Annotated in this window: 22 protein-coding genes; 6 read left to right on the top strand and 16 right to left on the bottom strand. The window is 72.9% G+C overall.

The annotated features are described in order from the left end of the window. Nucleotides 1-11 precede the first annotated feature (11 nt). From ACIHEJ_RS12610 to ACIHEJ_RS12595, 4 genes are all read right to left on the bottom strand, one after another. Entirely contained in the window at nucleotides 12-1,040 is a 1,029-nt protein-coding gene (locus ACIHEJ_RS12610) for a 6-phosphofructokinase (RefSeq protein ID WP_400134657.1), read from the bottom strand. A gap of 94 nt (nucleotides 1,041-1,134) precedes the next feature. Continuing rightward, nucleotides 1,135-1,812 (bottom strand): response regulator, encoded by a 678-nt coding sequence (locus ACIHEJ_RS12605; protein WP_400134655.1) that lies wholly within the window; start codon nucleotides 1,810-1,812, stop codon nucleotides 1,135-1,137. Further along, nucleotides 1,809-3,044: a MacS family sensor histidine kinase gene (gene macS, locus ACIHEJ_RS12600; protein WP_400134653.1), complete on the bottom strand. Its 1,236-nt coding sequence runs from the start codon at nucleotides 3,042-3,044 to the stop codon at nucleotides 1,809-1,811. The genes ACIHEJ_RS12605 and macS overlap by 4 nt, the downstream gene beginning before the upstream one ends. A gap of 39 nt (nucleotides 3,045-3,083) precedes the next feature. Then, entirely contained in the window at nucleotides 3,084-3,836 is a 753-nt protein-coding gene (locus tag ACIHEJ_RS12595) for a lysophospholipid acyltransferase family protein (RefSeq protein ID WP_400135138.1), read from the bottom strand. A 173-nt stretch (nucleotides 3,837-4,009) separates the two neighbouring features. On the opposite strand from ACIHEJ_RS12595, the gene ACIHEJ_RS12590 reads away from it, so the two are divergent. Genes ACIHEJ_RS12590 through ACIHEJ_RS12580 form a run of 3 tightly spaced genes read left to right on the top strand, consistent with a single transcriptional unit; the run spans nucleotide 4,010 to nucleotide 6,089 of the window. Further along, complete coding sequence (locus ACIHEJ_RS12590; RefSeq protein ID WP_400134651.1) at nucleotides 4,010-4,789, top strand: alpha/beta hydrolase; 780 nt, start codon at nucleotides 4,010-4,012, stop codon at nucleotides 4,787-4,789. Further along, complete coding sequence (locus ACIHEJ_RS12585) at nucleotides 4,782-5,345, top strand: hypothetical protein (protein ID WP_400134649.1); 564 nt, start codon at nucleotides 4,782-4,784, stop codon at nucleotides 5,343-5,345. Before ACIHEJ_RS12590 ends, ACIHEJ_RS12585 begins: the two co-directional genes overlap by 8 nt. A gap of 24 nt (nucleotides 5,346-5,369) precedes the next feature. Then, nucleotides 5,370-6,089 (top strand): TetR/AcrR family transcriptional regulator, encoded by a 720-nt coding sequence (locus ACIHEJ_RS12580; protein WP_400134647.1) that lies wholly within the window; start codon nucleotides 5,370-5,372, stop codon nucleotides 6,087-6,089. Here the strand turns inward: ACIHEJ_RS12580 and ACIHEJ_RS12575 are convergent. The 7 genes from ACIHEJ_RS12575 to ACIHEJ_RS12545 form a co-directional block, all read right to left on the bottom strand. Next, nucleotides 6,070-7,446 carry a serine hydrolase domain-containing protein gene (locus ACIHEJ_RS12575; protein WP_400134645.1) on the bottom strand — a complete coding sequence of 459 codons (1,377 nt, stop codon included), beginning with the start codon at nucleotides 7,444-7,446 and terminating at the stop codon, nucleotides 6,070-6,072. The genes ACIHEJ_RS12580 and ACIHEJ_RS12575 overlap by 20 nt on opposite strands. 86 nt (nucleotides 7,447-7,532) lie before the next feature. Continuing rightward, nucleotides 7,533-8,288, bottom strand: a complete 756-nt coding sequence (locus ACIHEJ_RS12570; RefSeq protein ID WP_400134643.1) for an endonuclease/exonuclease/phosphatase family protein — start codon at nucleotides 8,286-8,288, stop codon at nucleotides 7,533-7,535. 67 nt (nucleotides 8,289-8,355) lie between these two features. Continuing rightward, entirely contained in the window at nucleotides 8,356-9,309 is a 954-nt protein-coding gene (locus tag ACIHEJ_RS12565; protein ID WP_400134641.1) for an ROK family glucokinase, read from the bottom strand. A gap of 67 nt (nucleotides 9,310-9,376) precedes the next feature. Continuing rightward, nucleotides 9,377-9,871 (bottom strand): DUF5304 domain-containing protein, encoded by a 495-nt coding sequence (locus ACIHEJ_RS12560; protein ID WP_400134639.1) that lies wholly within the window; start codon nucleotides 9,869-9,871, stop codon nucleotides 9,377-9,379. A 57-nt stretch (nucleotides 9,872-9,928) separates the two neighbouring features. Beyond that, nucleotides 9,929-11,101 (bottom strand): ArsA family ATPase, encoded by a 1,173-nt coding sequence (locus tag ACIHEJ_RS12555; RefSeq protein ID WP_400134637.1) that lies wholly within the window; start codon nucleotides 11,099-11,101, stop codon nucleotides 9,929-9,931. Nucleotides 11,102-11,145: 44 nt separating this feature from the next. Continuing rightward, complete coding sequence (locus tag ACIHEJ_RS12550) at nucleotides 11,146-11,589, bottom strand: SRPBCC family protein (protein ID WP_400134635.1); 444 nt, start codon at nucleotides 11,587-11,589, stop codon at nucleotides 11,146-11,148. A 117-nt stretch (nucleotides 11,590-11,706) separates the two neighbouring features. Further along, nucleotides 11,707-12,534: a metallophosphoesterase gene (locus ACIHEJ_RS12545; protein WP_400134634.1), complete on the bottom strand. Its 828-nt coding sequence runs from the start codon at nucleotides 12,532-12,534 to the stop codon at nucleotides 11,707-11,709. Between the two features lie 296 nt (nucleotides 12,535-12,830). On the opposite strand from ACIHEJ_RS12545, the gene ACIHEJ_RS12540 reads away from it, so the two are divergent. Next, on the top strand, nucleotides 12,831-14,627 hold the full coding sequence (locus ACIHEJ_RS12540) for an AMP-dependent synthetase/ligase (RefSeq protein WP_400134632.1): 1,797 nt from the start codon (nucleotides 12,831-12,833) through the stop codon (nucleotides 14,625-14,627). A 19-nt stretch (nucleotides 14,628-14,646) separates the two neighbouring features. Here ACIHEJ_RS12540 and ACIHEJ_RS12535 read toward each other — a convergent pair whose 3' ends face one another. Beyond that, on the bottom strand, nucleotides 14,647-16,284 hold the full coding sequence (locus ACIHEJ_RS12535) for a GMC oxidoreductase (RefSeq protein ID WP_400134630.1): 1,638 nt from the start codon (nucleotides 16,282-16,284) through the stop codon (nucleotides 14,647-14,649). A gap of 51 nt (nucleotides 16,285-16,335) precedes the next feature. Then, nucleotides 16,336-17,478, bottom strand: a complete 1,143-nt coding sequence (locus ACIHEJ_RS12530) for a glycosyltransferase family 4 protein (RefSeq protein WP_400134629.1) — start codon at nucleotides 17,476-17,478, stop codon at nucleotides 16,336-16,338. A gap of 129 nt (nucleotides 17,479-17,607) precedes the next feature. On the opposite strand from ACIHEJ_RS12530, the gene ACIHEJ_RS12525 reads away from it, so the two are divergent. Beyond that, on the top strand, nucleotides 17,608-18,843 hold the full coding sequence (locus ACIHEJ_RS12525) for a glycosyltransferase 87 family protein (RefSeq protein WP_400134626.1): 1,236 nt from the start codon (nucleotides 17,608-17,610) through the stop codon (nucleotides 18,841-18,843). Here ACIHEJ_RS12525 and ACIHEJ_RS12520 read toward each other — a convergent pair. Continuing rightward, nucleotides 18,804-20,135, bottom strand: a complete 1,332-nt coding sequence (locus ACIHEJ_RS12520) for an MATE family efflux transporter (protein WP_400134625.1) — start codon at nucleotides 20,133-20,135, stop codon at nucleotides 18,804-18,806. The two genes, ACIHEJ_RS12525 and ACIHEJ_RS12520, sit on opposite strands and share 40 nt — an antisense overlap. Before the next feature lie 89 nt (nucleotides 20,136-20,224). Between ACIHEJ_RS12520 and ACIHEJ_RS12515 the strand changes: the two genes are divergently transcribed. After that, complete coding sequence (locus tag ACIHEJ_RS12515) at nucleotides 20,225-20,782, top strand: PadR family transcriptional regulator (protein WP_400134623.1); 558 nt, start codon at nucleotides 20,225-20,227, stop codon at nucleotides 20,780-20,782. Here ACIHEJ_RS12515 and ACIHEJ_RS12510 read toward each other — a convergent pair. After that, entirely contained in the window at nucleotides 20,739-21,890 is a 1,152-nt protein-coding gene (locus ACIHEJ_RS12510; protein ID WP_400134621.1) for a hypothetical protein, read from the bottom strand. The two genes, ACIHEJ_RS12515 and ACIHEJ_RS12510, sit on opposite strands and share 44 nt — an antisense overlap. Nucleotides 21,891-21,971: 81 nt before the next feature. Continuing rightward, nucleotides 21,972-22,988 carry an NlpC/P60 family protein gene (locus ACIHEJ_RS12505; protein WP_400134619.1) on the bottom strand — a complete coding sequence of 339 codons (1,017 nt, stop codon included), beginning with the start codon at nucleotides 22,986-22,988 and terminating at the stop codon, nucleotides 21,972-21,974. Nucleotides 22,989-23,121: the final 133 nt, after the last annotated feature.

Below are 23,121 nucleotides of genomic sequence, written 5' to 3'. Positions count from 1 at the left end.
CGGCCGGTCCGTCAGCCGAAGAACACCCCGACCTCCTCGTACAGCTTCGGGTCCACCGTCTTCAGCTTGGCGGTGGCCTCGGCGAGGGGGACGCGGACGATGTCCGTGCCGCGCAGGGCGACCATCGTGCCGAAGTCGCCGTCGTGGACGCAGTCGACGGCGTGCAGCCCGAACCGGGTGGCGAGCCAGCGGTCGAACGCGCTGGGGGTGCCGCCGCGCTGGACGTGGCCGAGGACCGTGGTGCGGGCCTCCTTGCCGGTGCGCCGCTCGATCTCCTTGGCCAGCCACTCGCCGACCCCGGACAGCCGGACGTGTCCGAAGGAGTCCAGCGTCCCGTCCTTGAGGACCATGTCGCCGTCCTTGGGCATGGCGCCCTCGGCGACGACCACGATCGGCGCGTACGACGCCCGGAAACGGGAGGTCACCCAGGCGCAGACCTGCTCGATGTCGAAGCGCTGCTCGGGGACGAGGATGACGTTGGCGCCGCCGGCCAGGCCCGAGTGCAGGGCGATCCAGCCGGCGTGCCGGCCCATCACCTCCACGACGAGGACCCTCATGTGGGACTCGGCGGTGGTGTGCAGCCGGTCGATGGCCTCGGTGGCGATGTTGACGGCGGTGTCGAAGCCGAAGGTGTAGTCGGTGGCGGACAGGTCGTTGTCGATGGTCTTGGGCACCCCGACGCAGGGCACCCCGTACTCGTCGGACAGCCGCGCGGCGACGCCCAGGGTGTCCTCGCCGCCGATCGCGACGAGGGCCTGGACGTCCAGCTTGGCCAGGTTGTCCTTGATCCGGCGGATGCCGTTGTCCGCCTTGAGGGGGTTGGTCCTGGAGGACCCGAGGATCGTTCCGCCGCGGGGCAGGATGCCGCGCACCGCGGGGATGTCGAGACGGACGGTGTCGCCTTCCAGAGGACCCCGCCAGCCGTCCCGGAAGCCGACGAAGTCATAGCCGTACTCCTGCACGCCCTTGCGGACGATGGCCCGGATGACGGCGTTGAGCCCGGGGCAGTCGCCGCCTCCGGTCAGTACTCCGACCCGCATGGAAAAGTCCCTTCGCCGCGGTTCCCTGACTCAGAGTCACGCTAATGGTGAGCTGTGTCACATCGGGAGGGGCGGGAAGGGTGATTCCGGCCGGTCACTCGTCGTCGAGTCCGCGCTCTATCGCGTACCGGACCAGCTCCACCCGGTTGTGCAGCTGGAGTTTGCCGAGGGTGTTCTGCACGTGGTTCTGCACCGTGCGGTGGGAGATGACGAGGCGTTCGGCGATCTGCTTGTAGCTCAGGCCCTTGGCGACCAGCCGCAGCACCTCCGTCTCCCGGTCCGTCAGCCGGGGTGCGCCCGGCTCGTCGGCGTCCGCGGCGGGCGCGGGCTCGGAGGCCAGCCGGCGGTACTCGCCGAGGACCAGTCCGGCCAGGCCCGGTGTGAACACCGGGTCACCGACGGCGGTACGGCGCACCGCGTCCAGCAGCTCCTCCGTGGAGGCCGACTTCAGCAGGTAGCCGGTGGCGCCGGACTTGACCGCCTCCAGCACGTCGGCGTGCTCGCCGCTCGCCGAGAGGACCAGGACGCGCAGCGCCGGGTTGTGACCGACCAGCTCCTTGCACACCTGGACGCCGGGCTTGGCGGGCAGGTTGAGGTCCAGCACAAGGACGTCCGGGGCGGCGGCCTTGGCCCGGCGGACCGCCTGCTCGCCGTCGCCGGCGGTGGCGACCACCTCGAAGCCGGACTCGCTCAGGTCCCGGGCGACCGCGTCGCGCCACATGGGGTGGTCGTCCACCACCATGACCTTGATCGGGTCCTGCTGCTCTGTCATCGCTGCTCCGTCTTCTCGCCCCGCGCCGGAACGGCGCCCTTCGGTACCTTCAGTTCGACTTCCGTGCCCTGCCCGGGGACGGAGACCAGCTCGGCGCTGCCGCCGAGATCGCGCAGCCGGCCGCGGATCGACTGGGCCACCCCGAGCCGGCCCTCGCCCTCGGCCTGGGCGAGCCGGCCCTCGGGGATGCCGGGGCCCTCGTCCCGGACGGTCACGACGATCTCGTCCGGCTCGTCCTCGACCAGGATCCAGGCCCGGGCCTGATCGCCCACGTGCGTGCGGACGTTGTCCAGCGCGGCCCCGACCGCGGCGGCCAGCTCCCGGGCCGCGGCCCGCGGCAACGGCACCGGGGCGCCGGGCTCGGCCAGGCTCACCCGGGCGCCCACGTAGGGCGCGAGCAGGGAGCGCAGGTCGAGCGGGCCGTCGGCCGGATCGTCCTCGGGCTCCTCGACCGCGCGGACGACCGCTCCGGCGGAGGCGTCCTCCGACACCCGGGAGACCGGCAGCAGTCCGCCGGTGACGAGGGTGCGCAGCGCCACCTCCTGGTCCCCGGCCAGCCGGCCCAGCTCGGCCGCCTCCCCGCCGAGTGCCGTGCCGCGCCGTTTCACCATGGCCAGCACCTGGAGCACGCTGTCGTGGATGTCCCGGGCGAGCCGCTCCCGCTCCCGGGTCGCGGCCTCGATCTCCAGGGCGCGGGCGAGGGTGCGCTCGGAGGCGCGGGCGACCTCCACCACGTAGCCGATGGCCACGGAGGCGATCCAGACCAGCAGGACGGCGTGAACCGTCGCCCGGGTCGGGGTGCCGCGCTGGACGACGTTGGCGATGGCGACCGGCGTCGAGGCCAGCACCGCCCAGCGCCAGCCGCCCTTGAGCGCGAAGCCGAGGACCACACCGGCCGTCCATATCGACGGCAGCGTCGGCGTGCCCGCCACGATGCGCGCGTGGGATGCGGCGACCGGCGTGAGGAGGATGCCGGTGAGCCCGATGGCCAGGTCGGCGGCGAGGAAGCGCCGGGTGCAGTGCGCGGCGCTCGCGACCTTGGGCAGCGTGGCCAGCGTCCACACGAGGAGGACCGCGAAGTAGCCCACGGCGACCCGGGGGTGTTCGTACTTGCCGTAGCGGGCGACGAACAGGCCGATCGCGTACAGCATCGTCAGAACGCGGTATCCGGCGAGCGCACGCCACATCGGCTGCTCGACGGACATCCTCATGACGCGCTCGCGCCTGGCCACCGCAATCCCCCGATCCCCCGGACCCCCCGGGTCTCCCCGTCAGGCCTCGGCCTTCTTCTCCGCCTCCCTGGCGGTCTTCTCCGCTTCCCTGGCCGCCTTCGCCGCCTTCGCCGCCTCCGCGATCTGCCGCTTGGCGGCGGTCGCGTACATGTCGACGTACTCCTGGCCGGAGAGCTTCATGATCTCGTACATGACCTCGTCGGTCAGGGCGCGCAGGACGAAGCGGTCGTGCTCCATGCCGTGGTAGCGGCTGAAGTCCAGCGGCTTGCCGATGCGGATGCCGGGCCGCATCAGCTTCGGCACCACCTTGCCGGGCGGCTGGATCTTCTCCGTGTCGATCATGGCCACGGGGATGACGGGGGCGCCGGTGGCGAGCGCCACGCGCGCGAGGCCGCCGGGCTTGCCCCGGTACAGCCGGCCGTCGGGCGAGCGGGTGCCCTCCGGGTAGATGCCGAACAGCTCGCCGCGTTCCAGCACCTCTATGCCGCTCTTGATCGCCGCCTCGCCGGCGCCGCGCACGCCGGAGCGGTCCACGGGGAGCTGTCCGACGCCCTTGAAGAAGGCCGCGGTCAGCCGACCCTTGACGCCGGGCGTGGTGAAGTACTCGGCCTTCGCGATGAAGGTGACCTTGCGGTCCAGGACCGCCGGCAGGAAGAAGGAGTCCGAGAAGGACAGGTGGTTGCTGGCCAGGATGGCGGCGCCTTCGTCCGGTATGTTCTCCAAGCCCTCCACCCAGGGCCTGAAGGCGACTTTCAACGGCCCCCCGATGGCGACCTTCATCGTGCCGTACAACACCCGCTGCCTCCTGGTTCCGTCGAGGAGACCTTAACCCGGAGCACCGTCGAAGGACCCGACGACCCTGGTCGGTGTCAGTGCGGTCGCGTACGGTGAACCACATCCGCGCGTTTCTTCCCGCCTCGGCCGGCGACCGGCGAGGCCTTCTTCCAGGAACAGGAGCGTCGAAGGTGCCGGTTCTCCCCGGAGCCGAGCCGTACCGCCACGCGGGCGGGGAGGTGGGTGTCCTCCTCTGCCACGGCTTCACGGGCTCGCCCCAGTCGCTGCGCCCCTGGGCGGAGCACCACGCGGCGCACGGCCTGACCGTGTCGCTGCCGCTGCTGCCCGGCCACGGCACCCGATGGGAGGACATGCAGGTCACCGGCTGGCAGGACTGGTACGCGGAGGTGGACCGCGAGCTGCGGGTGCTCTCCGGGCGCTGCGCGCAGGTCTTCGTCGCGGGCCTGTCGATGGGCGGCGCGCTGGCTCTCAGGCTCGCGGCGCGGCACGGCGAGCGGGTCGCGGGTGTGGTGGTCGTCAACCCGGCGAACCGGGTGCACGGCCTGTCGGCGTACGCCCTTCCGGTGGCCCGGCATCTCGTGCGGACGACGAAGGGCATCGCGAGCGACATCGCGAAGGAGGGCGCGGCGGAGCTGGGCTACGACCGGGTGCCGCTGCACGCGGCGCACTCGCTGCGGCGGTTCCTGCGCCGGGTGGACGGCGAGCTGCCCCAGGTCACCCAGCCGTTGCTGCTGCTGCGCAGCGCCCAGGACCACGTCGTCCCGGCGGTGGACTCGGCCCGGGTGCTGAGCCGGGTGTCGTCCACGGACGTGACGGAGACGGTGCTGGAACACAGCTACCACGTGGCGACGTTGGACGAGGATGCGGACCGGATCTTCGAGGAGAGCCTCGCCTTCATCGGCCGGCTCGCACCCAGTGCCGGCAAGGAAGGGACGACCGCAGGTGGCTGAGCAGGACTCCGGCCGGGAGGGCCGGGAGCCGGACGAGCAGGGCGTGCCCTTCGACGAGGACGCCGCCTGGCGGGCCATCGTCGCCGGGTACGGCGAGGAGCCGGCGGACCCGCCGGGCAGCAAGCCCTTCAAGCCGGTGAAGGATCTCGCGCTGCCCGAGCCGGACGCCGAGGACGAGGACCCGGACGAGTCAGGGGAGCAGCAGCCGGCCAGGCCCCTGGGCAGCTCCGTGTCGTTCGCGCCCGGAGTGGGCCCGCGTGACTACACCGTCCCGGAGGCGTCGCAGGACGACTTCGACGAGGACGACGAGGGCCACTTCGTCCCGCCGGAGCCCCCTCCGCTGCCGGACGCCGACACCACCGCGAAGTTCGCCTGGCTCGGTGTCGTCGGCGGCCCGGTCCTGCTCCTGCTGGCGGTCCTGCTGGGCTGGGAGATGACCTGGTGGCTGACGACCCTCGGGATCGGCGGCTTCCTCGGCGGGTTCGCCACGCTGGTGATGCGCATGCGCACGGACGACGACGGTGACGACGACCCCGGCAGGGGTGCCGTGGTCTGAGGACGGCTCACCTATCGTGAGCCCATGCCACGCGACACGCTCACCCGGGACCAGATCGTCCGGACCGCCGTGGACCTGCTGGACGACGAGGGCCTCGAGGGCCTGAACATGCGCAGCCTCGGCAAGCGGCTCGGGGCTGCCGCGACCGCGGTCTACTGGCATGTGAAGAACAAGGACGCTCTCCTGCTGACGGCCGCCGACCGGGTGTGGCAGGAGATCGAGCTGCCGCCGCTCGACCCGACGGACTGGCGGGGCGTCGCCACGGCGATGGCCGACCGGCTGCACACGATGCTCGTACGGCATCCGTGGCTGGTGCAGGCGATCGGCTCCCATCTGCTCTACGGCACCGGGAAGGCCCGGTACGACGACCATCTCCTCGGAGTCTTCGAGACCGCCGGCTTCGGGGCCGAGGAGGCGGACCGCGCGGCCGGTGCCGTGGTCACGTACGTCCTGGGCAACGCGCTCGGCGCGTCGGCCGTGGCGTCGCTGGCGCGCAAGGCGCGCAGGGGCGGCGGGGACGCCGGGGAGCAGTTCGGCGAGACGCTGGCGAAGGCGGCGGAGGCGGCGAGACCGTTCCCACGGCTGCGGGCGCGGCTCGACACGCCCGTGGCGACGGCCTACGCCGATGCGGCCGACGGTACGTATGCGGTGGGGTTGCGGGCGCTGCTGGAGGGGCTGCGGCCGGGTGAGGACCCGGCGCTGCCCCCGGAACCGGCGGGCGCGCCTACGCCGGCTGCCGGGTGAAGAGGCGCCCGGCCAGGTCGACCCCCGTCACCGTGCCGTCGGCGCCGCGGGAGAAGAAGCCCCGCTGTCCCTTCAGCCCGCCCTCGACGACGATGTACTCGTCGTCGGCGTCGGGCAGGAGGCCGATCTCCGCGGCCGGGTGGTCCGACGGCATCTCCGCCTCGGACGCGGCACGGATCTCCGGCTTGATGCCGACGGCCAGCGTCAGCCGGCCCTCGTCCGCCGCGATGTCCAGGTTCATCGCGTCGATCTCGTACCGCCCGGCGACTTCCCGGGCCCGTGCCGCGTCGTACGGCAGCGGCTCCGGGTCCCGCTCGGTCACGCCGAGGCAGTGCTCCAGCGCCCACCTCACGACCGCCTGGTTGAACCGGTAGCCGTCCGGGCCGGCGTTGGCCAGGGAGACGACGGCGAAGTCCCGCTCCGGCACCAGGAGCAGCTCGGCGAACTGGGCGTTGCCCGAGCCTCCGTGGCCGGCCGTGCGGACCCCGTCCACCTCGCGCAGGAACCAGCAGATGCCGAAGGCGTCGCCCAGGGTGCTGCCGCGCAGTTCGACGGTCGGCTGCCGCATGCGTCGCAGCGACTCGGCGGACAGCAGGCCCTCCCCGTCGCCCAGCTGGAACCGGGCCCAGCGCAGCAGGTCGCTCACCGAGGAGACGATGCCGCCGCCGGGGTTGTCGCCGCGCAGCCCGGCCCGCCGCGACTTCCACGGGCGGGCGAGCGTCAGGGTGCCGTCCTCGGCGCGGTTGTGACCCACCGAGAAGCCGCGCACCACCACGTCGTCCAGGTCGAAGACGGTGTCGGTGAGGCCCAGCGGGTCCAGGAGCAGTTCGGCCAGGGCCTTCTCGAAGGGCAGCTTGGTGACGTTCTCCACGACCCGCCCGAGCAGGTTGTAGCCGGCCTGGCTGTAGGAGGCTCGGGCGCCGGGCCGTCCGATCAGCGGCAGCCGGTCCAGCTGGGCGACGAAGGCGGCGAGCGAACCGTCGCCCTCGTCGGCGTCGACCAGGTTCCAGTCCAGGCCCGCGGTGTGGTTGAGCAGGTTCAGCACCGTGATCCGGGCCGCGGTGTCCTCGTCGGCCAGGCGCAGGTCGGGCACGTAGCGGCGGACCGGGGCGTCGAGGTCCACCCTGCCCTGCTCGGCCAGGCGCATCAGCGCGGTCGCGGTGAAGGTCTTGCTCACCGACGCCAGATGGAACAGCGTCCGCTCGTCGACCGGCCGGGGGTGCTCCGCGTCGGTCACCCCGTGCGCGACGCGGATCTCCCGGCCGCCGGTCAGCACGCCGACCGAGACGCCCGGGATGCCGAACTCCCGCGCCGTCCTCTCCACGAACTCCGACAGCCGTTCCCGCTCCTGGGACATCGGGCTCCCCCTCCTGATCACTTGAACTAAGTGCAAGACAACCGTAGGCGGCGTCCGGCCCGGGCGCAAGGCTTCTTTTACTTAGTTCAGGCGATCGGGATCCTGAGGGCGGCCAGCACCGGGAGGTGGTCGGTGGCCGCGGTCAGGTCGGCCCTGGTCACGCCCGGCTGGTCCAGCGGGACGCCGCAGCCGAGCACCTCGATGCCCTTGGTGGCGAAGACGGCGTCGATGCGCTTGGGGGGCTCGCTGTGCGTCCAGGTGTACTCGCCGCCCCAGGGGGCCACGGCGCCGCAGTCCTGGAGGCCGTCGGCGAGGAGACGGAAGGTGCGGCCCTCGGGACGGTCGTTGAGGTCACCGCCCGCGACGGCGTGCTCGACGCCGAGGTCGGCGAGGCGGTCGAGGAGCATGGCGCCCTGGTCGTACCGCTCGGTGCTGTCGAGGCTCAGGTGGCAGCTGAGCACACCGAGCCGCGCAGCACCGAAACGGACCACGGCCGTGGCGAAGCCGCGCCGGTGCAGGCCGGGGGTGAGGGGGAGCAGGACGTCCTCCGTCCGCTCGACCGTGGCCCGCAGCGAGCAGAGGATCGCGGGGCCGGCGGCGGTGGCTCCGCCGGTGAGGACGACCTGACCGGAGGCCGCTGCCAGCCGGGCGAGCTTCTTGCGCCAGCGGAAGAAGCGGGGGGCTTCCTGGACGAGGACCAGGTCGGGGGCGCAGGCGGTGATGATCCTCGCCAGGGCGTCCGTGTCGTCGCGCATCGAGCGGATGTTGTAGCTCAGGACGCGGATGACGGCGGAACCGTCGGACTCGGTACGGGAGTTGGGAAGCAGCGTACTGGTCACCATGCCAGTCAACATACGACGATGCCCGCCCGTCCCGGGACCGGACGCGGCGGGCACTGTCGACGCCCCACTACATGATCGGGTCGGGTTCCCGGGCCAGGTCGGCGGCGCCCACCATGCCCGCCTTGTTGCCCAGCTGGGCCGCGATCACGTCGGCGACGGGGCGCCAGTTGCCGCCCACCAGCCAGCGCTTGTACGACTTGCGGATCGGGTCCAGGACCAGGTCGCCCTCGTCGGAGAGGCCGCCGCCGACGATGAACGCGGACGGGTCGAACAGGGAGGCCAGGTCGGCGAGGCCCGCGCCGGCCCAGCGGGCCAGCTCGCGGTAGGAGTCGACGGCGACCGGGCAGCCCTGGCGGGCGGCCATGGAGATGTGCTTGCCCTCGATGCCGTCGGGCGTGCCGTCGCCCAGCGCCAGCAGCACCTCGGCGCGCTCGGGGGTGGCGTTGGCGCGCTGCTTTGCGTAGCGGACCAGGGCGCGGCCGGAGGCGTACTGCTCCCAGCAGCCCTGCGAGCCGCAGCCGCACAGCAGGCCGTCCGGGACCATCCGGATGTGGCCGAACTCGGCGGCCACGCCGAAGTGGCCGCGGCGCAGCTTGTTGCCGATGATGATGCCGCCGCCGAGGCCGGTGCCGAGCGTGATGCAGATGACGTTGCGGTGGCCCTTGCCGGCGCCGAACTTGTACTCGCCCCAGGCGGCGGCGTTGGCGTCGTTCTCGACCACGACCGGGAGGCCGGTGCGCGCCTCGACCTTCTCCTTGAGCGGCTCGTTGCGCCAGTCGATGTTCGGCGCGAAGTACACCGTGGAGCGCTGCCGGTTCACGTAACCGGCCGCACCGATACCCACGCCGACGATCTCGTGTCCCGCACGCGCTCCCTCCACCGCCGAGGCGATGGCGTCCACGATGGCCTCGGGCGTGGTGGGGGTCGGCACCTTGAAGGTCGAGAGGATGTTGCCTTCCTCGTCGACCACGCCGGCCGCGATCTTCGTGCCGCCGATGTCGACGCCGATGGTGAGTCCCATGAATCCCTCAGTTTCGGTCGAGCCCCGCTACGGCCAACCGTACCCGAGGCCTTGCCGTGGCAGGGCTTCAGTCCAGGTCGATGCGTTCGCCCGGGCCGGTGCCCTCCCCCGGGTCGTCCGGCCCCCCGCGTCCCTCACGGGTCACGTCGTCGGCCGTGCGGGCGGTCCAGCGGCGCTCCTGGCCCTGAACGGCGGAGCGGTAGGCGGCGAGCAGTTCACCGCCGGCCGCGGCGAGGTGGTCGAAGACGTCCGGGTTGCGCTCTATGACGGGCTCGACGGCGGCCTTGGCCTGCTGGACGACCTGCCGCACCACCTGCTGGGCGGCAGGTCCGGCGAGGCCTCCGAGGAGCGGTGACTGGAGGCCGGACAGCTTGTCGGCCACCGTGTCCACGAGCTTCTTCAGTTCCTCGGCGGCGGAGCCCGGCGGCGGGCCGTACTCGGTGCGGCGGCGGTCCTTCTCGGCGGCGAGGTCCTCGGCGCAGGCCGTGGCCCAGGCGTCGGCGTCGGTCGCCCGCGCCTGCTCCTCCTCGCGGGCGTCGGATGCGGGGCGCTCTTCGCTCATGGCGGACTCCTGACTACGGTTCGCCTTTACGACGTTACCCGAACAGGCGCGTCCGGTTCACCGTCCGCCGACGGGCCACAGGCCGGGGTCGGGGGCGAAGCGGATGCGCAGCTCGTCCTCGCGGAGCCCGGCCCCGGCGACGGTGCAGCGGCGCAGGGCGGAGGGCAGCGGAACGATCCGGCGGAACGGACCGGCGGTGATCACGAGTTCGTCGCCGCGCCGGATCAGATCGAGCTCGTCGCGCACGGCGCCGGGCAGCGGGATGTGCCAGACCAGCACGCCGTCCTCGGCGATGCGGTCGGTGACGGGCCACTCGACCGGGGCGGTCGCCGGGTTGACGGCGGGCACGGCGAGGGCGGTGAGGTCGTCGGTGCCGTGCGGGTCGCGGCCGAGGTGCGGGACGCGGTGCACGTCGTACGTCTCCCGCCACGCGTCGACGGTCTTGCGCTGCTGGGCGAACAGGCCGGCCGGCCAGGTGCCGTCCTCGGCGTCGGGCAGGACGCGGTTGGCGATCAGGGCCTCGGTGCGCAGGCCGCGCAGGGCGAGGCCGAGCGTTGCGGTGCGGACGGCGTCGGCGCCCGCCGGGCCGGGCTCGGCGACCAGGCGTACGGCGGTGGTCCGGTCGGTGAGGACGGCCTCGACGGCGGCCAGTTCGACGTCCCAGCGGCCGGCGGTCTCGTACAGCCAGTCGGCGGGCATGGGGACACCGGCCAGCCGGCCGAGGACCGGGCGCAGGGCGCGGGCCGCCTGCCGCTCGGGCGGGAGCAGGCGGCGCAGATAGCGGCGCAGCTCCTCGGGCAGCGCGAGCAGCGGGAGGGCCTGCGCAAGGGGCGGGAGGTCGACGACGAGGAGGTCGTAGCGCTCGGAGAGGGCGGCGTCCCTCAGGGCGCGCAGGAAGGACAGCTCCCCGGCGCCGGGCAGCGGGGTGACCTCCTCGGCGTCCAGCCGGGACGCGCCGAGGAGGTCCAGGACGTTCGCCGCGCGGGTCTGGAAGGCGGTGAGGTCGTCGCGGAAGCGGGCGGCGGCGTCGGGGCGCCAGGTGGTGAGGAGGGGGGCGGCCTCGGCCGGGGTGGGTCCTGTTCCGGTGCCCAGCGCGACGCCGAGGGTGTCGGTGGTGTCGGCGCCGAGGAGGAGGGTGCGGGTGCCGTCGGCCGCGGCGCGCAGTGCGGTGGCGGCAGCGACGGTGGTACGGCCACTGCCGCCGGGGCCCGTGATCAGGATGGTGCGCATGAGGGTGAACGGTACCGTCGAGCGCGCCGCCCGAACGGGGGTGACTACTTCTCCCCCGACTCCACCCTCTTCTTCAGCCCCGCCAGGGCACGGTCGATGATGACCTTCTCCGCCTTGCGCTTGATCATGCCGAGCATCGGGATCTTGACGTCCACCGTCAGGAGGTAGGTGACCTCGGTGGTGCCGGCGGCCGCAGGCTTCAGGATGTACGAGCCGTCGAGGGAGCGGAGCATCTGGGACTTGACCAGGGTCCAGGAGACCTCGTTCGCACCGGTCCACGTGTAGGCCAGCGTCTGGTCGTCCTTGATGGCGCCCGCGTCCATCACGAGGCGGACCTGCTCGGCGCGGCCCTGGTCGTCGGTCCTGAGGACCTCCGCCTCCTTCACCTCGCCCGTCCAGTCCGGGTAGCGGGCGAAGTCGGCGATCACCCCCATGACGTCGGCCGGTGCCGCCTCGATCGTGATGCTCGAGCTGGTGTGTTCCGCCATCGCCGTGGCTCCTCCAGATGCGGGCCGGTACAGAGGTCGTCGTGCGCACGTGTGTGCAGCGTGAAGGCTACCGCGCCGCCGACCTGCTGCCTTCACCCCGTCCCCATCGGCGGCCCGTCACCATTCCAGCGCCCAGGGCCGTCCGGTACCGGCGAAATGCCCCACGTTCACACACTCGGTCGCACCGATCCGCATCCGGCGCGCCAGCGGCTGGTGGACGTGCCCGAAGAGGGCATAGCGCGGCCGGGTGCGGCGGATGGCCTCCAGCAGGGCGCGGCTGCCGCGTTCGAAGCGGCGCGCGACCGTGTCGTAGACCAGCTCGGGGACCTCCGGCGGGATGTGCGTGCACAGCACGTCGACCTCGCCGACGGCCTCGATCTTCGCGGCGTACTCCTCGTCGCCGATCTCGTACGGCGTGCGCATCGGGGTGCGCAGGCCGCCCCCGACGAAGCCGAAGGTCCGGCCGCCGATCTCCACCCGCTGGCCGTCGAGGACGGTGGTGCCGGCCCGGGCGTACTCCGGCCACAGGGCCGGCATGTCGACATTGCCGTAGGTGGCGTACGTCGGGGTGGGGAACGCGGCGAACATCTCGGCGTACTGCTTGCGCACCGCCTTCTCGATGGCCATCGCCCGGTCGGTGCCAATGCCGGCCCACAGCCGGGCGCCGAACTCCCGGGCCTCCTCGAAGCGCCGGGCGGTGCGCAGCTCGACGATCCGGTCGGCGTTCTCCTTGCCGAACAGGTCGGGGAAGATGCCGCGCGAGTGGTCGGCGTAGTCGAGGAAGAGCACGAGGTCGCCCAGGCAGATCAGGGCGTCGGCACCCTCGCCGGCCCGGGCCAGGTCCCGGGCGTTGCCGTGCACGTCGCTGACCACGTGGACGCGCGTCAAGCGGCCTCCGGGCCGCCGGTTCTGCGCGCTTCGGTTTCCGGAGGGTGTGGATGCCATGGTGATCAAGCGTAGGCGTGTGCGGTGGAGGTGAACAGTGTCCGTCCGGCCTGCGGTTACTCGCCGGTCGGTTCGGCCGTGGACTACTGTGCGCGGAGGAACGCCCCCGTGTGTGACGCAGCGAACATCTGGTCCGGACCCCCTGTCGTAGACGCCATACCGGCGGGTAACGTCCGGGCAGTCCAGTCGTGCTCAGGATTTCAACCACCGAAGCCCCGAGCACCAGCCCGAGCCTTGGACCGCACCGTCGCATCGCACAACGTCGTGGCGCCGGCGCCCTATGAGGAGCAGCAGTCTTGCGCGAGTTCAGCCTTCCGGCTTTGTACGAGGTCCCTGCGGACGGCAACCTGACCGACATCGTCCGCAGAAACGCCGCGCAGCATCCCGACGTCGCCGTCATCGCCCGCAAGGTCGGCGGAGCCTGGCAGGACGTGACGGCCCGGCAGTTCCTGACCGAGGTGCACACCGCCGCCAAGGGCCTCATCGCCGCCGGGGTGCAGCCGGGCGACCGGGTGGCGCTGATGTCCCGCACCCGCTACGAGTGGACGCTGCTGGACTTCGCGATCTGGAGCGCGGGCGCGGTCACCGTGCCGGTGTACGAGACCAGCTCGCCGGAGCAGGTGCAGTGGATCCTGTCCGACTCGGGCGCGACCGCGTGCGTGGTGGAACTGGACGGCCACGCCGCGGCCGTCGAGTCGGTGCGCGAGTCGCTGCCCGCGCTGAAGCACGTCTGGCAGATCGAGGCCGGTGGCCTGGAGGAGCTGGCGCGGCTCGGGCAGGACGTGTCGGACGAGACGGTGGAGGAGCGCAGCTCGCTCGCCAAGGCCGACGACCCGGCGACCTTCGTGTACACGAGCGGCACGACCGGCCGTCCCAAGGGCTGTGTCCTCACCCACCGCAGCTTCTTCGCCGAGTGCGGCAACATCGTGGAGCGGCTGCGCCCGCTGTTCCGCACGGGTGAGTGCTCGGTGCTGCTCTTCCTGCCGCTCGCGCACGTCTTCGGGCGGCTCGTGCAGATCGCGCCGATGATGGCGCCGATCAAGCTGGGCTGCGTCCCGGACATCAAGCACCTCACCGACGAGCTGGCCGCCTTCCGGCCGACGCTCGTCCTCGGTGTCCCGCGCGTCTTCGAGAAGGTCTACAACTCGGCGCGCGCGAAGGCGCAGGCGGACGGCAAGGGCGCGATCTTCGACAAGGCGGCGGACACCGCGATCGCCTACAGCAAGGCGCTCGACAGCGCCTCCGGCCCGTCGTTCGGCCTGAAGGTCAAGCACAAGGTCTTCGACAGGCTGGTCTACAGCAAGCTGCGCGCGGTCCTCGGCGGCCGGGGCGAGTACGCCATCTCGGGCGGCGCCCCCCTCGGCGAGCGGCTCGGCCACTTCTTCCGGGGCATCGGCTTCACGGTGCTGGAGGGCTACGGCCTGACCGAGTCCTGTGCGGCGACGGCGTTCAACCCGTGGGACCGGCAGAAGATCGGCACGGTCGGGCAGCCGCTGCCGGGCTCGGTGGTGCGCATAGCGGACGACGGCGAGGTGCTGCTGCACGGCGAGCACCTGTTCAAGGAGTACTGGAACAACCCGGGCGCGACCGCCGAAGCGCTGGCCGACGGCTGGTTCCACACCGGTGACATCGGCACCCTGGACGAGGACGGCTACCTCAGGATCACCGGCCGGAAGAAGGAGATCATCGTCACGGCGGGCGGCAAGAACGTGGCGCCGGCCGTGATCGAGGACCGGATCCGGGCGCACGCGCTGGTCGCGGAGTGCATGGTGGTGGGCGACGGGCGGCCGTTCGTGGGCGCGCTGGTCACCATCGACGAGGAGTTCCTCGGCCGCTGGGCCGCCGAGCACGGCAAGCCCGCGGGTGCCACCGCGGCGTCGCTGAAGGACGACCCGGATCTGCACGCGGCGATCCAGGCGGCGGTCGACGACGGCAACGCCGCGGTGTCGAAGGCGGAATCGGTGCGGAAGTTCCGCATTCTGTCCTCCCAGTTCACGGAGGAGTCGGGCCACCTCACCCCGTCGCTGAAGCTCAAGCGGAACGTGGTGGCGAAGGACTACGGGGACGAGATCGAGGCGATCTACGCCAAGTAGGCCCCCTTCCTGCGACGCGTCATGGCGCGGTGTCCTCGGCGAGGACCCGCGCCATCGTGCGTTCGGCGAGCGCGGTGATGGTGACGAACGGGTTCACGCCGATGTTGCCGGGCACGAGCGAGCCGTCGGTGACGTACAGCCTCGAATACCCCTTCACCCGGCCGTAGTCGTCCGTCGCCCGGCCCAGGACGCAGCCGCCCAGCGGGTGGTAGGTGAAGTCGTCGGCGAAGACCTTGCTGCTGGAACCGAACAGGTCGTACCGGTAGATGGTGAGGTTGGCCAGGTTGATCCGGTCGAAGAGCCTCTTGGCCATGGCCACCGAGACCGCGCTCTGGTCGGGGCGCCAGCCGAGCTTCACCGCGCCGGAGGCGGAGTCGTAGGTGAAGGACGCCCGTTCGGGGTTCTTGGTGATCGCCAGGTAGAGACTGATCCAGTGCTCGAACCCCATGGGCAGCGGGGCGATCTCGGCGAAGACCGGGTTGTCGGCGTTGGCCCAGTCGTCGATGCCCATCACCGGCATGGTGGCCTGGTCGGCGCCGACGGTGTCCCAGACGTGGTTGGCGCGCCCGAGCATGGTGTTGCCGTTGGGGCCCCAGCCCGCGCCGACGGCGGCGTCCAGGTCGGGCAGGGCGCCGGTGTCCCGGGCGCGGACGAGGAGTTCGCTGGTGCCGACGCTGCCGGCGCCGAGGAACAGGTAGGTGCAGGCGTACTGCTTGGTCTCCACGACCGCGCCGGTGGTGTCGATCCGGTCGACGGTGAGGAGGTACGACCCGTCGCCGGCCCGGCTGACCGACTTCACCTTCTCCAGGGTGTGGATCGTGACGTTGCCGGTGCCGAGGGCGGCGGCCAGATAGGTCTTGTCCAGGCTGCGCTTGCCGTGGTTGTTGCCGTAGATGACCTCGCCGGCGAGCGCGGACCTGGTGGCCGTGCCGGCGGCCTCCTGCTGCATGTAGCCGAAGTCGTAGACGTTCGGCACGAAGGTGGTCTTCAGCCCGGCGTTGGCGGCGGCCTTCCGGGAGGTCCGGGTGAAGCGGTACCAGTCGGTGGACTCGAACCAGGCCGGGTCGATGGTGTTGACGCCGAGCATGGCGCGGGCGCGGGGGTAGTAGGTGCCGTACATCTCGTCGGCGTCCACGGCCGGGAACTGCTCGGCGAAGTAGGACTTCAGGGGCGTGACGGCCATCCCGCCGTTGACGAGGGAGCCGCCGCCGACGCCACGGCCGAGGTAGACGGACATGTGGTCGTAGTGCACGCGGTCCAGGACGCCCGGGTAGGGGCCGATGGCCTTGTTGACGACGTCCAGCCAGAGGAAGGTCGCGAGCGGGGCCTCGGTGCGGGTGCGGAACCACATGGAGCGCTGGTCGGGGGCGGCGGTGGAACAGAAGACCTTGCCGTCGCCGCCGGCGGTGTTCCACAGCCGGCCCATTTCGAGGACGAGGGTGCGGATGCCGGCCTGGCCGAGGCGGAGGGCGGCTACGGCGCCGCCGTAGCCGGAGCCGATGACGACGGCCGGGGCGTTGTCGACGGCGGCCGGTTCGGCGGCCTGCGCGGACTGGAGACCGACGCGGAGGAAACCTGCCGTCGCGGCGGTCTGGAGGGCGATCGTGCCCAGTATCTGACGTCTACTCAGCTGACGCTGCATCAGTTTTGCTGTCATGTGCGCAGCATGTGCGGATTTTCCGGTTCCGCCTAGAGCCGACGCGAGGTTTCAGAGGAGGGTTTTGAGCTTCTCCGCCAGCAGGTCCCAGCGCCACTTCTCCTCCACCCACCGGCGGCCCCGCTCGCCCATCCTGCGGCGCAGCTCCGGGTCCCCGAGCAAGGGGGCGATGCGGTCGGCCGCCGCTGCCGGGTCGCCGCCCCGGACGACCCACCCCGTCTCCCCGTCCAGCACCGCGTCCGGGGCGCCGCCCGAATCGCCCGCCACGACCGGCAGGCCGGTGGCCGAGGCCTCGAGATAGACGATGCCGAGGCCCTCCACGTCCAGGCCGCCCCGCCGGGTCCGGCAGGGCATGGCGAAGACGTCGCCCGCGCCGTAGTGGGCGGGCAGCTCGGACCAGGGGACGGCGCCGGTGAAACGGACCGAGGCCGCCACGCCCGTCTCCCGGGCGAGGCGGCGCAGGTCCTGTTCGTACGGGCCGCCGCCGACGATGAGCAGCACGGTGTCCGGCTCGGCGGCGAGGATGCGGGGCATGGCCCGGATCAGCGTGTCCTGGCCCTTGCGCGGGACGAGACGGGAGACGCAGACGACGACCGGGCGGTCGGTGAGGCCGAGGCGGGCGCGGACCTCGTCGCCGCCGGAGCCGGGATGGAAGGTCTTCTCGTCGACCCCGGGCGGCAGCTGCACCATCCGCCCGGCCGCCTCGGGCGTCAGCGCGGTGGCGATGCGGGAGCGGGTGTACTCGCCCAGATACGTGATCGTGTCCGTCGACTCCCCGATGCGGCGCAGCAGTTGCCGGGCCGCCGGCAGCTGGGCCCAGCCGGCCTCGTGGCCGTGGGTGGTGGCCACCAGCCGCTCGGCACCGGCCCTGCGCAGCGCTGGCGCCATGAGACCGAGCGGTGCCGCCGCCCCGAACCACACCGAGGTGCACCCGTGCTCGCGCAGCAGCTCCACCGCCCGCCGGGTCGCCTGCGGGGTGGGCAGCAGCATGGTCGTACGGTCGCGTACGACGGTGAAGGGCTGCTCGGCGTCGAACGCGGCCGTGGCCTCCGCGCCTTCCCGGCCGCGCTTCCAGGTGGAGGCGTAGACGACCAGCCGGCCGGGGTCCAGGCGCAGGGCCATGTTGTGCAGGAAGGCCTGGATGCCGCCCGGCCGGGGCGGAAAGTCGTTGGTGACGATCAGGGTCTTGTGCATCGCCGCCGACCCTACCGAATCGGCCGTTCGCCCCGGGCGCGGCCGGGTCTGTGGAAGCACGCAGCCGGGCGGGACATCATGGTCCCGCGGCGCGGACGTCGCAGCGGGAACCGAAGGACAGGGGATCACGTGGAGACCAAGGCCGGCCGGCGGTCCCTGGCGCGGCTGCTCGCGGTCTGGGGCGTCACCCGGGTGCTGCTTCTGCTGTTCGTTCTCGGAGTGATCGCCTTCCCGGGCCCGGACGTCACCCTGGACGTGTCGGTGATCTACCGCGGCTGGTACGAGGTGCTGCGCCAGGGAACGTTCCCGCTGGACGACGTGACCTGGCAGTACCCGCCCGCCGCCGCCCTCGCGGTCCTCTCCCCCGCCGCCCTGCCCTTCCTGTCCTACGCGCACGCCTTCTTCGTCCTGGCGTTCCTCGCGGACCTCGCCGTCCTGGCCCTCCTGCGGTACGCGGGCGGGCGTCCCGGCCGGTCGCCGCGCGGGGCCTGGGTCTGGGTGGCGGGCGTGCCGCTGCTCGGCCCCACGGTGTACGCCCGCTACGACGTGATGGTGACCGCGGTGGCCGTGGCGGCGCTGCTGGCCGGGGCCCGGCATCCGTGGGTGCGGGGTGCGCTCACCGCTTTCGGGGCGCTGCTGAAGGTGTGGCCGGCGCTGCTGCTGGTCGGTGACGTCCGGCGCAGGGCGTGGGGGCCGGCGGTGGTGACCGCGGCCGGCCTGGTGGCGCTGTTCGCGGTGTCGATGCCGGGCGCCTTCGCCTTCCTGGCCTTCCAGCGGGACCGGGGCACCGAGGTGGAGTCGCTGGGCGCCCTGGTCTTCCATGTGGCCCGGCACTTCGGCTGGCAGGGCGAGATGCTGCTGAACTACGGGTCGGTCGAGTTCGTCGGCCCGTACGTGGACCTGGTCAGCCGGGCCGCGCTGGCGCTGACCGCGGGCGCGCTCGGCTGGCTGCTGCTGTGGCGGCTGCGGGCCACCCGGGTCGGTCCGCACACCCTCGCCGACGCGGCCTTCACGGCGGTGCTGCTGTTCACGGTCACCAGCCGGGTGATCAGCCCGCAGTACCTGGTGTGGCTGGTCGGCACGGGCGCCGTGTGCCTGTCGTACCGGGCGAGCCGGATGGCGGCGCCCGCGCTGCTGGTGGTGGCGGCGTCGTTCGCGACGGTCCTGGAGTTCCCGATCGGCTTCACGCACGTGGTGGTGAGCGACGTGTACGGCGTCCTGCTGCTGGTGGTGCGCAACGGGCTGCTGCTCATGGCCACACTCACGGCGGCCCGCCGGCTGTGGCGCTCGACCGTCCCGGCGGCGGTGACCGAGCCCTTCTCCGCTCAGCCGGCCGCCACCGGACAGACGCCGGTCTCCTCCTGACGCCGGGTCCGGCGCAGTAGCAGTGCCACGGCCGCGCACTGCACGGCCATCGCGAGCGCCAGCGCCAGGCAGATCCCGGCCAGGCCGAGTCCGGACAGGGCGTGGGCCAGCGGCAGCTGGACGGCGGTGCCGAGCAGGGTGACCCGGAGCAGCGCGGGTGCTCCCCCGCTGCCCTCGAAGACTCCGCCGAGCGCGATGAAGCAGGCCATCAGCAGCAGGTACGGGCCTATGCAGCGCAGGAACAGCACGCCCTGGCGGGCGACGTCCGGTCCGGCGCCGAACGCGGCCGTGATCCAGGGGGCGGCGAGGGCGAACAGGACGGCGGCCGTGAGCCCCAGGGCCCCGGAGATCAGTACGGCCTGCCGGCCGATGTCCCGCCGCCGGTCCTCGCCCGCGCCCCGGGTGTGGGCGGTGTGGATCGCGGCGGCCTGCCGCACGGCGTAGAAGGCCATGGTGGCGACGTACATGACCTTGTAGGCGATGGCGTAGGCGGCCACCGCGGTCACCCCGAGCCGGGCCACGATCGCCACCAGCGCCAGCGCCCCGCCCTGTCGCACGGTGAAGTCGGCGGACATGGGCAGCCCGGTGGTGAGGGTGCGGCGCAGGGCGGCCGGGAGCGTGGTGGCGGGGCGGACCCGGGCGGAGTCGCGCAGCAGGGCGGTGCGGCGCAGGGCGTACAGGCCGGCTCCGAGGGCGGCGCAGCGGCACAGCACGGTGGAGGCGGCGGCGCCGGGGACGCCGTAGCGGTGGATCAGGAGCGGGTCGCACAGCAGGATCAGGCCGTTGGCCGACAGGGCGAGCCGCATGGGGGTCCGGGTGTCGCCGGCGCCCTTGAGGAGGCCGTCGACGAGCTGCTGGGCGAAGAAGACGGCCGTGCCCGGCAGGGAGATCGCGAAGTAGGCGGTGGCCAGGCGGGCCGCCTGTGCGTCGCCGCCGAGGACCAGGCGGGCCAGTGGCTCGCGCAGCAGGTAGCCGCCCGCCGCGACCACGGGCGTGACCAGTGCGCACAGCGCCCAGCCGCCGCGCACCGCGGCCCGTACGGCGGCCGCATCGCGGGCACCCCGGGCGTGGGCCACCAGCACGGTCGTGCCGGAGGCGAAGACCAGCGCGACGCCGAGCAGCACGTTCTCGGTGTTGGTGGCGCAGGCCACGGCGGCGACGGCGGCGCCGCCGAGCCGGGAGACCCAGACGGTGTTGATGATCCCCGAGGCGACCGAGGCGAGCAGCGAGAGGTAGACGGGGTGGGCGAGGGCTATGAGCTGTGTGCGGTGATGTGTGCCGTGGCTGTTCATCCGAGCTCCCCCTTTTCGAGCTACCTCGTTTCGAGGTAGCTCGATAAGAGCTAGCATGGGTGCGTGTCGCCCCGCAAGGAGGAACCCGCGTGCTGGAGTTGTCGATCCTCGGCTTTCTCGCCGACGAGCCGCTGCACGGGTACGAGCTGAAGGAACGCATCAAGGCGCTGAGCGGGCATGTGCGCCCGGTCAGCGACGGCGCGCTCTACCCGGCCATCAACCGGCTCCTGGCCGCCGGACTGCTCGACCAGCGCACCGAGGACGGTGCGAGCGCCGCCCCGCGCCGGGTGCTGTCGCTGACCGAGCGGGGCCGCGCGGAGCTGCTGGAGCGGCTGCGGAGCCCGAAGGAGGCCGAGATCACCGACCAGGTCCGCTACCACACGGTGCTGGCCTTCCTGCGCCACCTCACCGACCCCGCCGAGCAGGCCGCCGTACTGCGCCGCCGGCTGGACTTCCTGGAGACACCGTCCAGCTTCTTCTACCGCAGGGGCGAGCCGGTGCGCGCGGAGGAGGCCGGGGACCTGTTCCGGGAGGGCATGCTGCGGGTCGCCCGGGCCACGGGGACGGCGGAGCGGGAGTGGCTGCGCGAGGCCATCGGCACGCTCAGCCGAGCTGCGTCCCGACATACTGGCGCCACTGCTCGGTGAACGCCCCCGGCGTCGTCCCGAGCACCTTCTTCAGCGCGTCCTCGACCGCTCCCGCCCGCTGCCGATGGGTGCCGACGGCCCGGTAGAAGGCGCCCAGCCGGGCCGTGCCCCAGCGGTCGGCGATCATCCGGCAGGCCAGCCAGCCGCCCTCGTAGGCCCGGGCCAGCTCGCTCGGCTCGCTGGTGAAGCCGAAGTCCTTGTCGGTGGGCAGCGCCGCGGGCGGCCGGCCGTCCTTCACGGCGCGGGCGAGTTCCGGCGCGGCGTCCGGCGGGGTGCGGCCGGTGCCGAGGTAGCCGATCCAGTCCGCGTAGCCCTCGGACAGCCACAGCGGGGTCGCGGCGTCGGTGTGCGCGCGGGTGGCCACATGCGTGGTCTCGTGGGTGAGCACCACCTGCTTGCCGACGTCCCCGAGCACCGCGTACGCCTCCGGGTTCACGACCACCCGGTCCGCGGGCGCCCGCCCGGAACCCCCCGCCTCGCCGGTGGTGACCGCGGCGATGCCCCGGTAGTTGGAGGCGGGCGAGCCCAGCAGCCCCGCCATGCCCTGCAGGGACCGCGGGACGAGGACGACGACCCGGCCGGTCCAGTCCGTGCCCCAGGCCCGGGAGACGGCCGGGACCGCGCGGTCGGCCAGCCGGGCGTACGTCCTCAGGTCCGCGGCGCGCTGCCCGGCGCCGAGCACCAGGCTGTGCGCGCCCCGCACCGCGGTCACCCGCCCCTGGTCCCACAGCTGCTGCCCGGTCTGCCGGGCGGGCTCGTCGGCGGTGACGTACCACGTCCCGTCGGCCGCGCGGCCGAGCGTGAGGGTGCGCTGGGCGTCGACCGGGGCCTTGTCGTAGCCGGTGATGCGGTAGCTGAGGTCCGCGTCGGCGGTGGCGCCGGTGGCGGTGCGGTGCACGCCGCTGACGCGGTAGGTCCAGGCGGCCAGGGGGAGGGCGCGCAGCCGGGTGTACTCGGCCCGGGTGCCCGTCTTCCCGTAGGCCGTCTCGTCGTGGCGCAGGAGGGCCGCCGCCCGCCGGTCGAGCACGTGCTGCACCTGGACCCGCGCGGAGTCGGCCGCCGTGCCCCCGCCGCACCCGGTCAGGGGGAGCAGCAGACAGAGACCCATGGCCGCGGCTCCCCCGCGCCCTGCCCGCCGTGCCCGTCGCCGATCAGCCATTTTTCGATCGTACGGCGCGCGGGAGGGATGTCAGGGCCGGGTGACCGAGGAGATGGGCATCATCCCGACCGGGTCGTAGCGCACCGCGGCCCCCGGGTAGGGCGCGTGGATGACCTGGCCGTTGCCGACGTACATCCCCACGTGGCTGGCGTCGGAGCGGTAGACGACGAGGTCACCGGGGCGGGCCTGGGACAGCGGGACCCGCCGGCCGGCGAAGCGCTGCTCCTGCGAGGTGCGGGGCAGATGGACGCCGGCGTGCCCGTACGACCACTGCATCAGTCCCGAACAGTCGAAGCCGGAGGGCCCGTTGGCGCCCCACACGTAGGGGCGGCCGAGGGCGGAGCGGGCGGCGGCCACCGCGGCGGCCGCGCGGGCGTCGGGGGCGACGGCACCGGTCAGGCCGGGCAGGTCGAGGCGGTCGGAGCCGTCGGAGCGCGAGGCCCGGCCGTAGGCGGCGCGGTCGGCGGCGGACATCGCGTCGAGCAGCTTGCGGGCCTTGGCGAGCTTCGTCTCCACCGTCTTCTTGTGCGCGGCGACGGCCTTGCGGCTCCGCTCCAGCTCGGCGAGCTTCCCGGCCGCCTCCGAGCGCTCCTGGGCGAGTTCCCGCATCGCGGACTGCAACTCCCGGAGCTGACCGGCCTGCTGGGCGCCGATCCGGTCGAGGGTGGCGGCCTTGTCGAGGTAGTCGGCCGGGTCGTCGGAGAAGAGCAGCGCGACCGCCGGGTCGACCCCGCCGGAGCGGTACTGGGCACCGGCCAGCGAACCGAGCTGCTCGCGCAGGGTGTTGACGCGCTGCTGTCGGCGGGCGATGAGGTCCTGGGCGTCACGCACCTCGCGGCGCAGCACCCCGGCGCGTTCGTCGGCCTTGTCGTAGGCCTGGGTCGCCTGCTCGGCCTCGGTGTAGAGACGGTCCACCTCCGCCCGGGTGTCGCCGTGCGGCGTTGCGTGCGCCGGTACGGCGCCGAGCGCGGCGGTGGCGGACAGCACGCACAGAGCGGCGGCCCGCCGGTGGAATCCGGACGGTGCAAGGCGGCGATGGGACCCCACGGCAGTCCTTCTGCTCACGGACAGGAACAGCTCCCCCGGCGCCGGGGACGGGGAGGCCCTGGTGCCGGGGAAACGCGGCAGACAGTAGCCGTGCGGGAGGGGTGCGGCCAAAGACGTCATGGTCAACGCACGC

It is taken from the genome of Streptomyces sp. NPDC052301 (assembly GCF_044593395.1).
GTDB lineage: Bacteria > Actinomycetota > Actinomycetes > Streptomycetales > Streptomycetaceae > Streptomyces.
The sequence above is the reverse complement of the archived record's forward strand: the minus strand, read 5'-3'. Positions and strand labels throughout refer to the sequence as shown.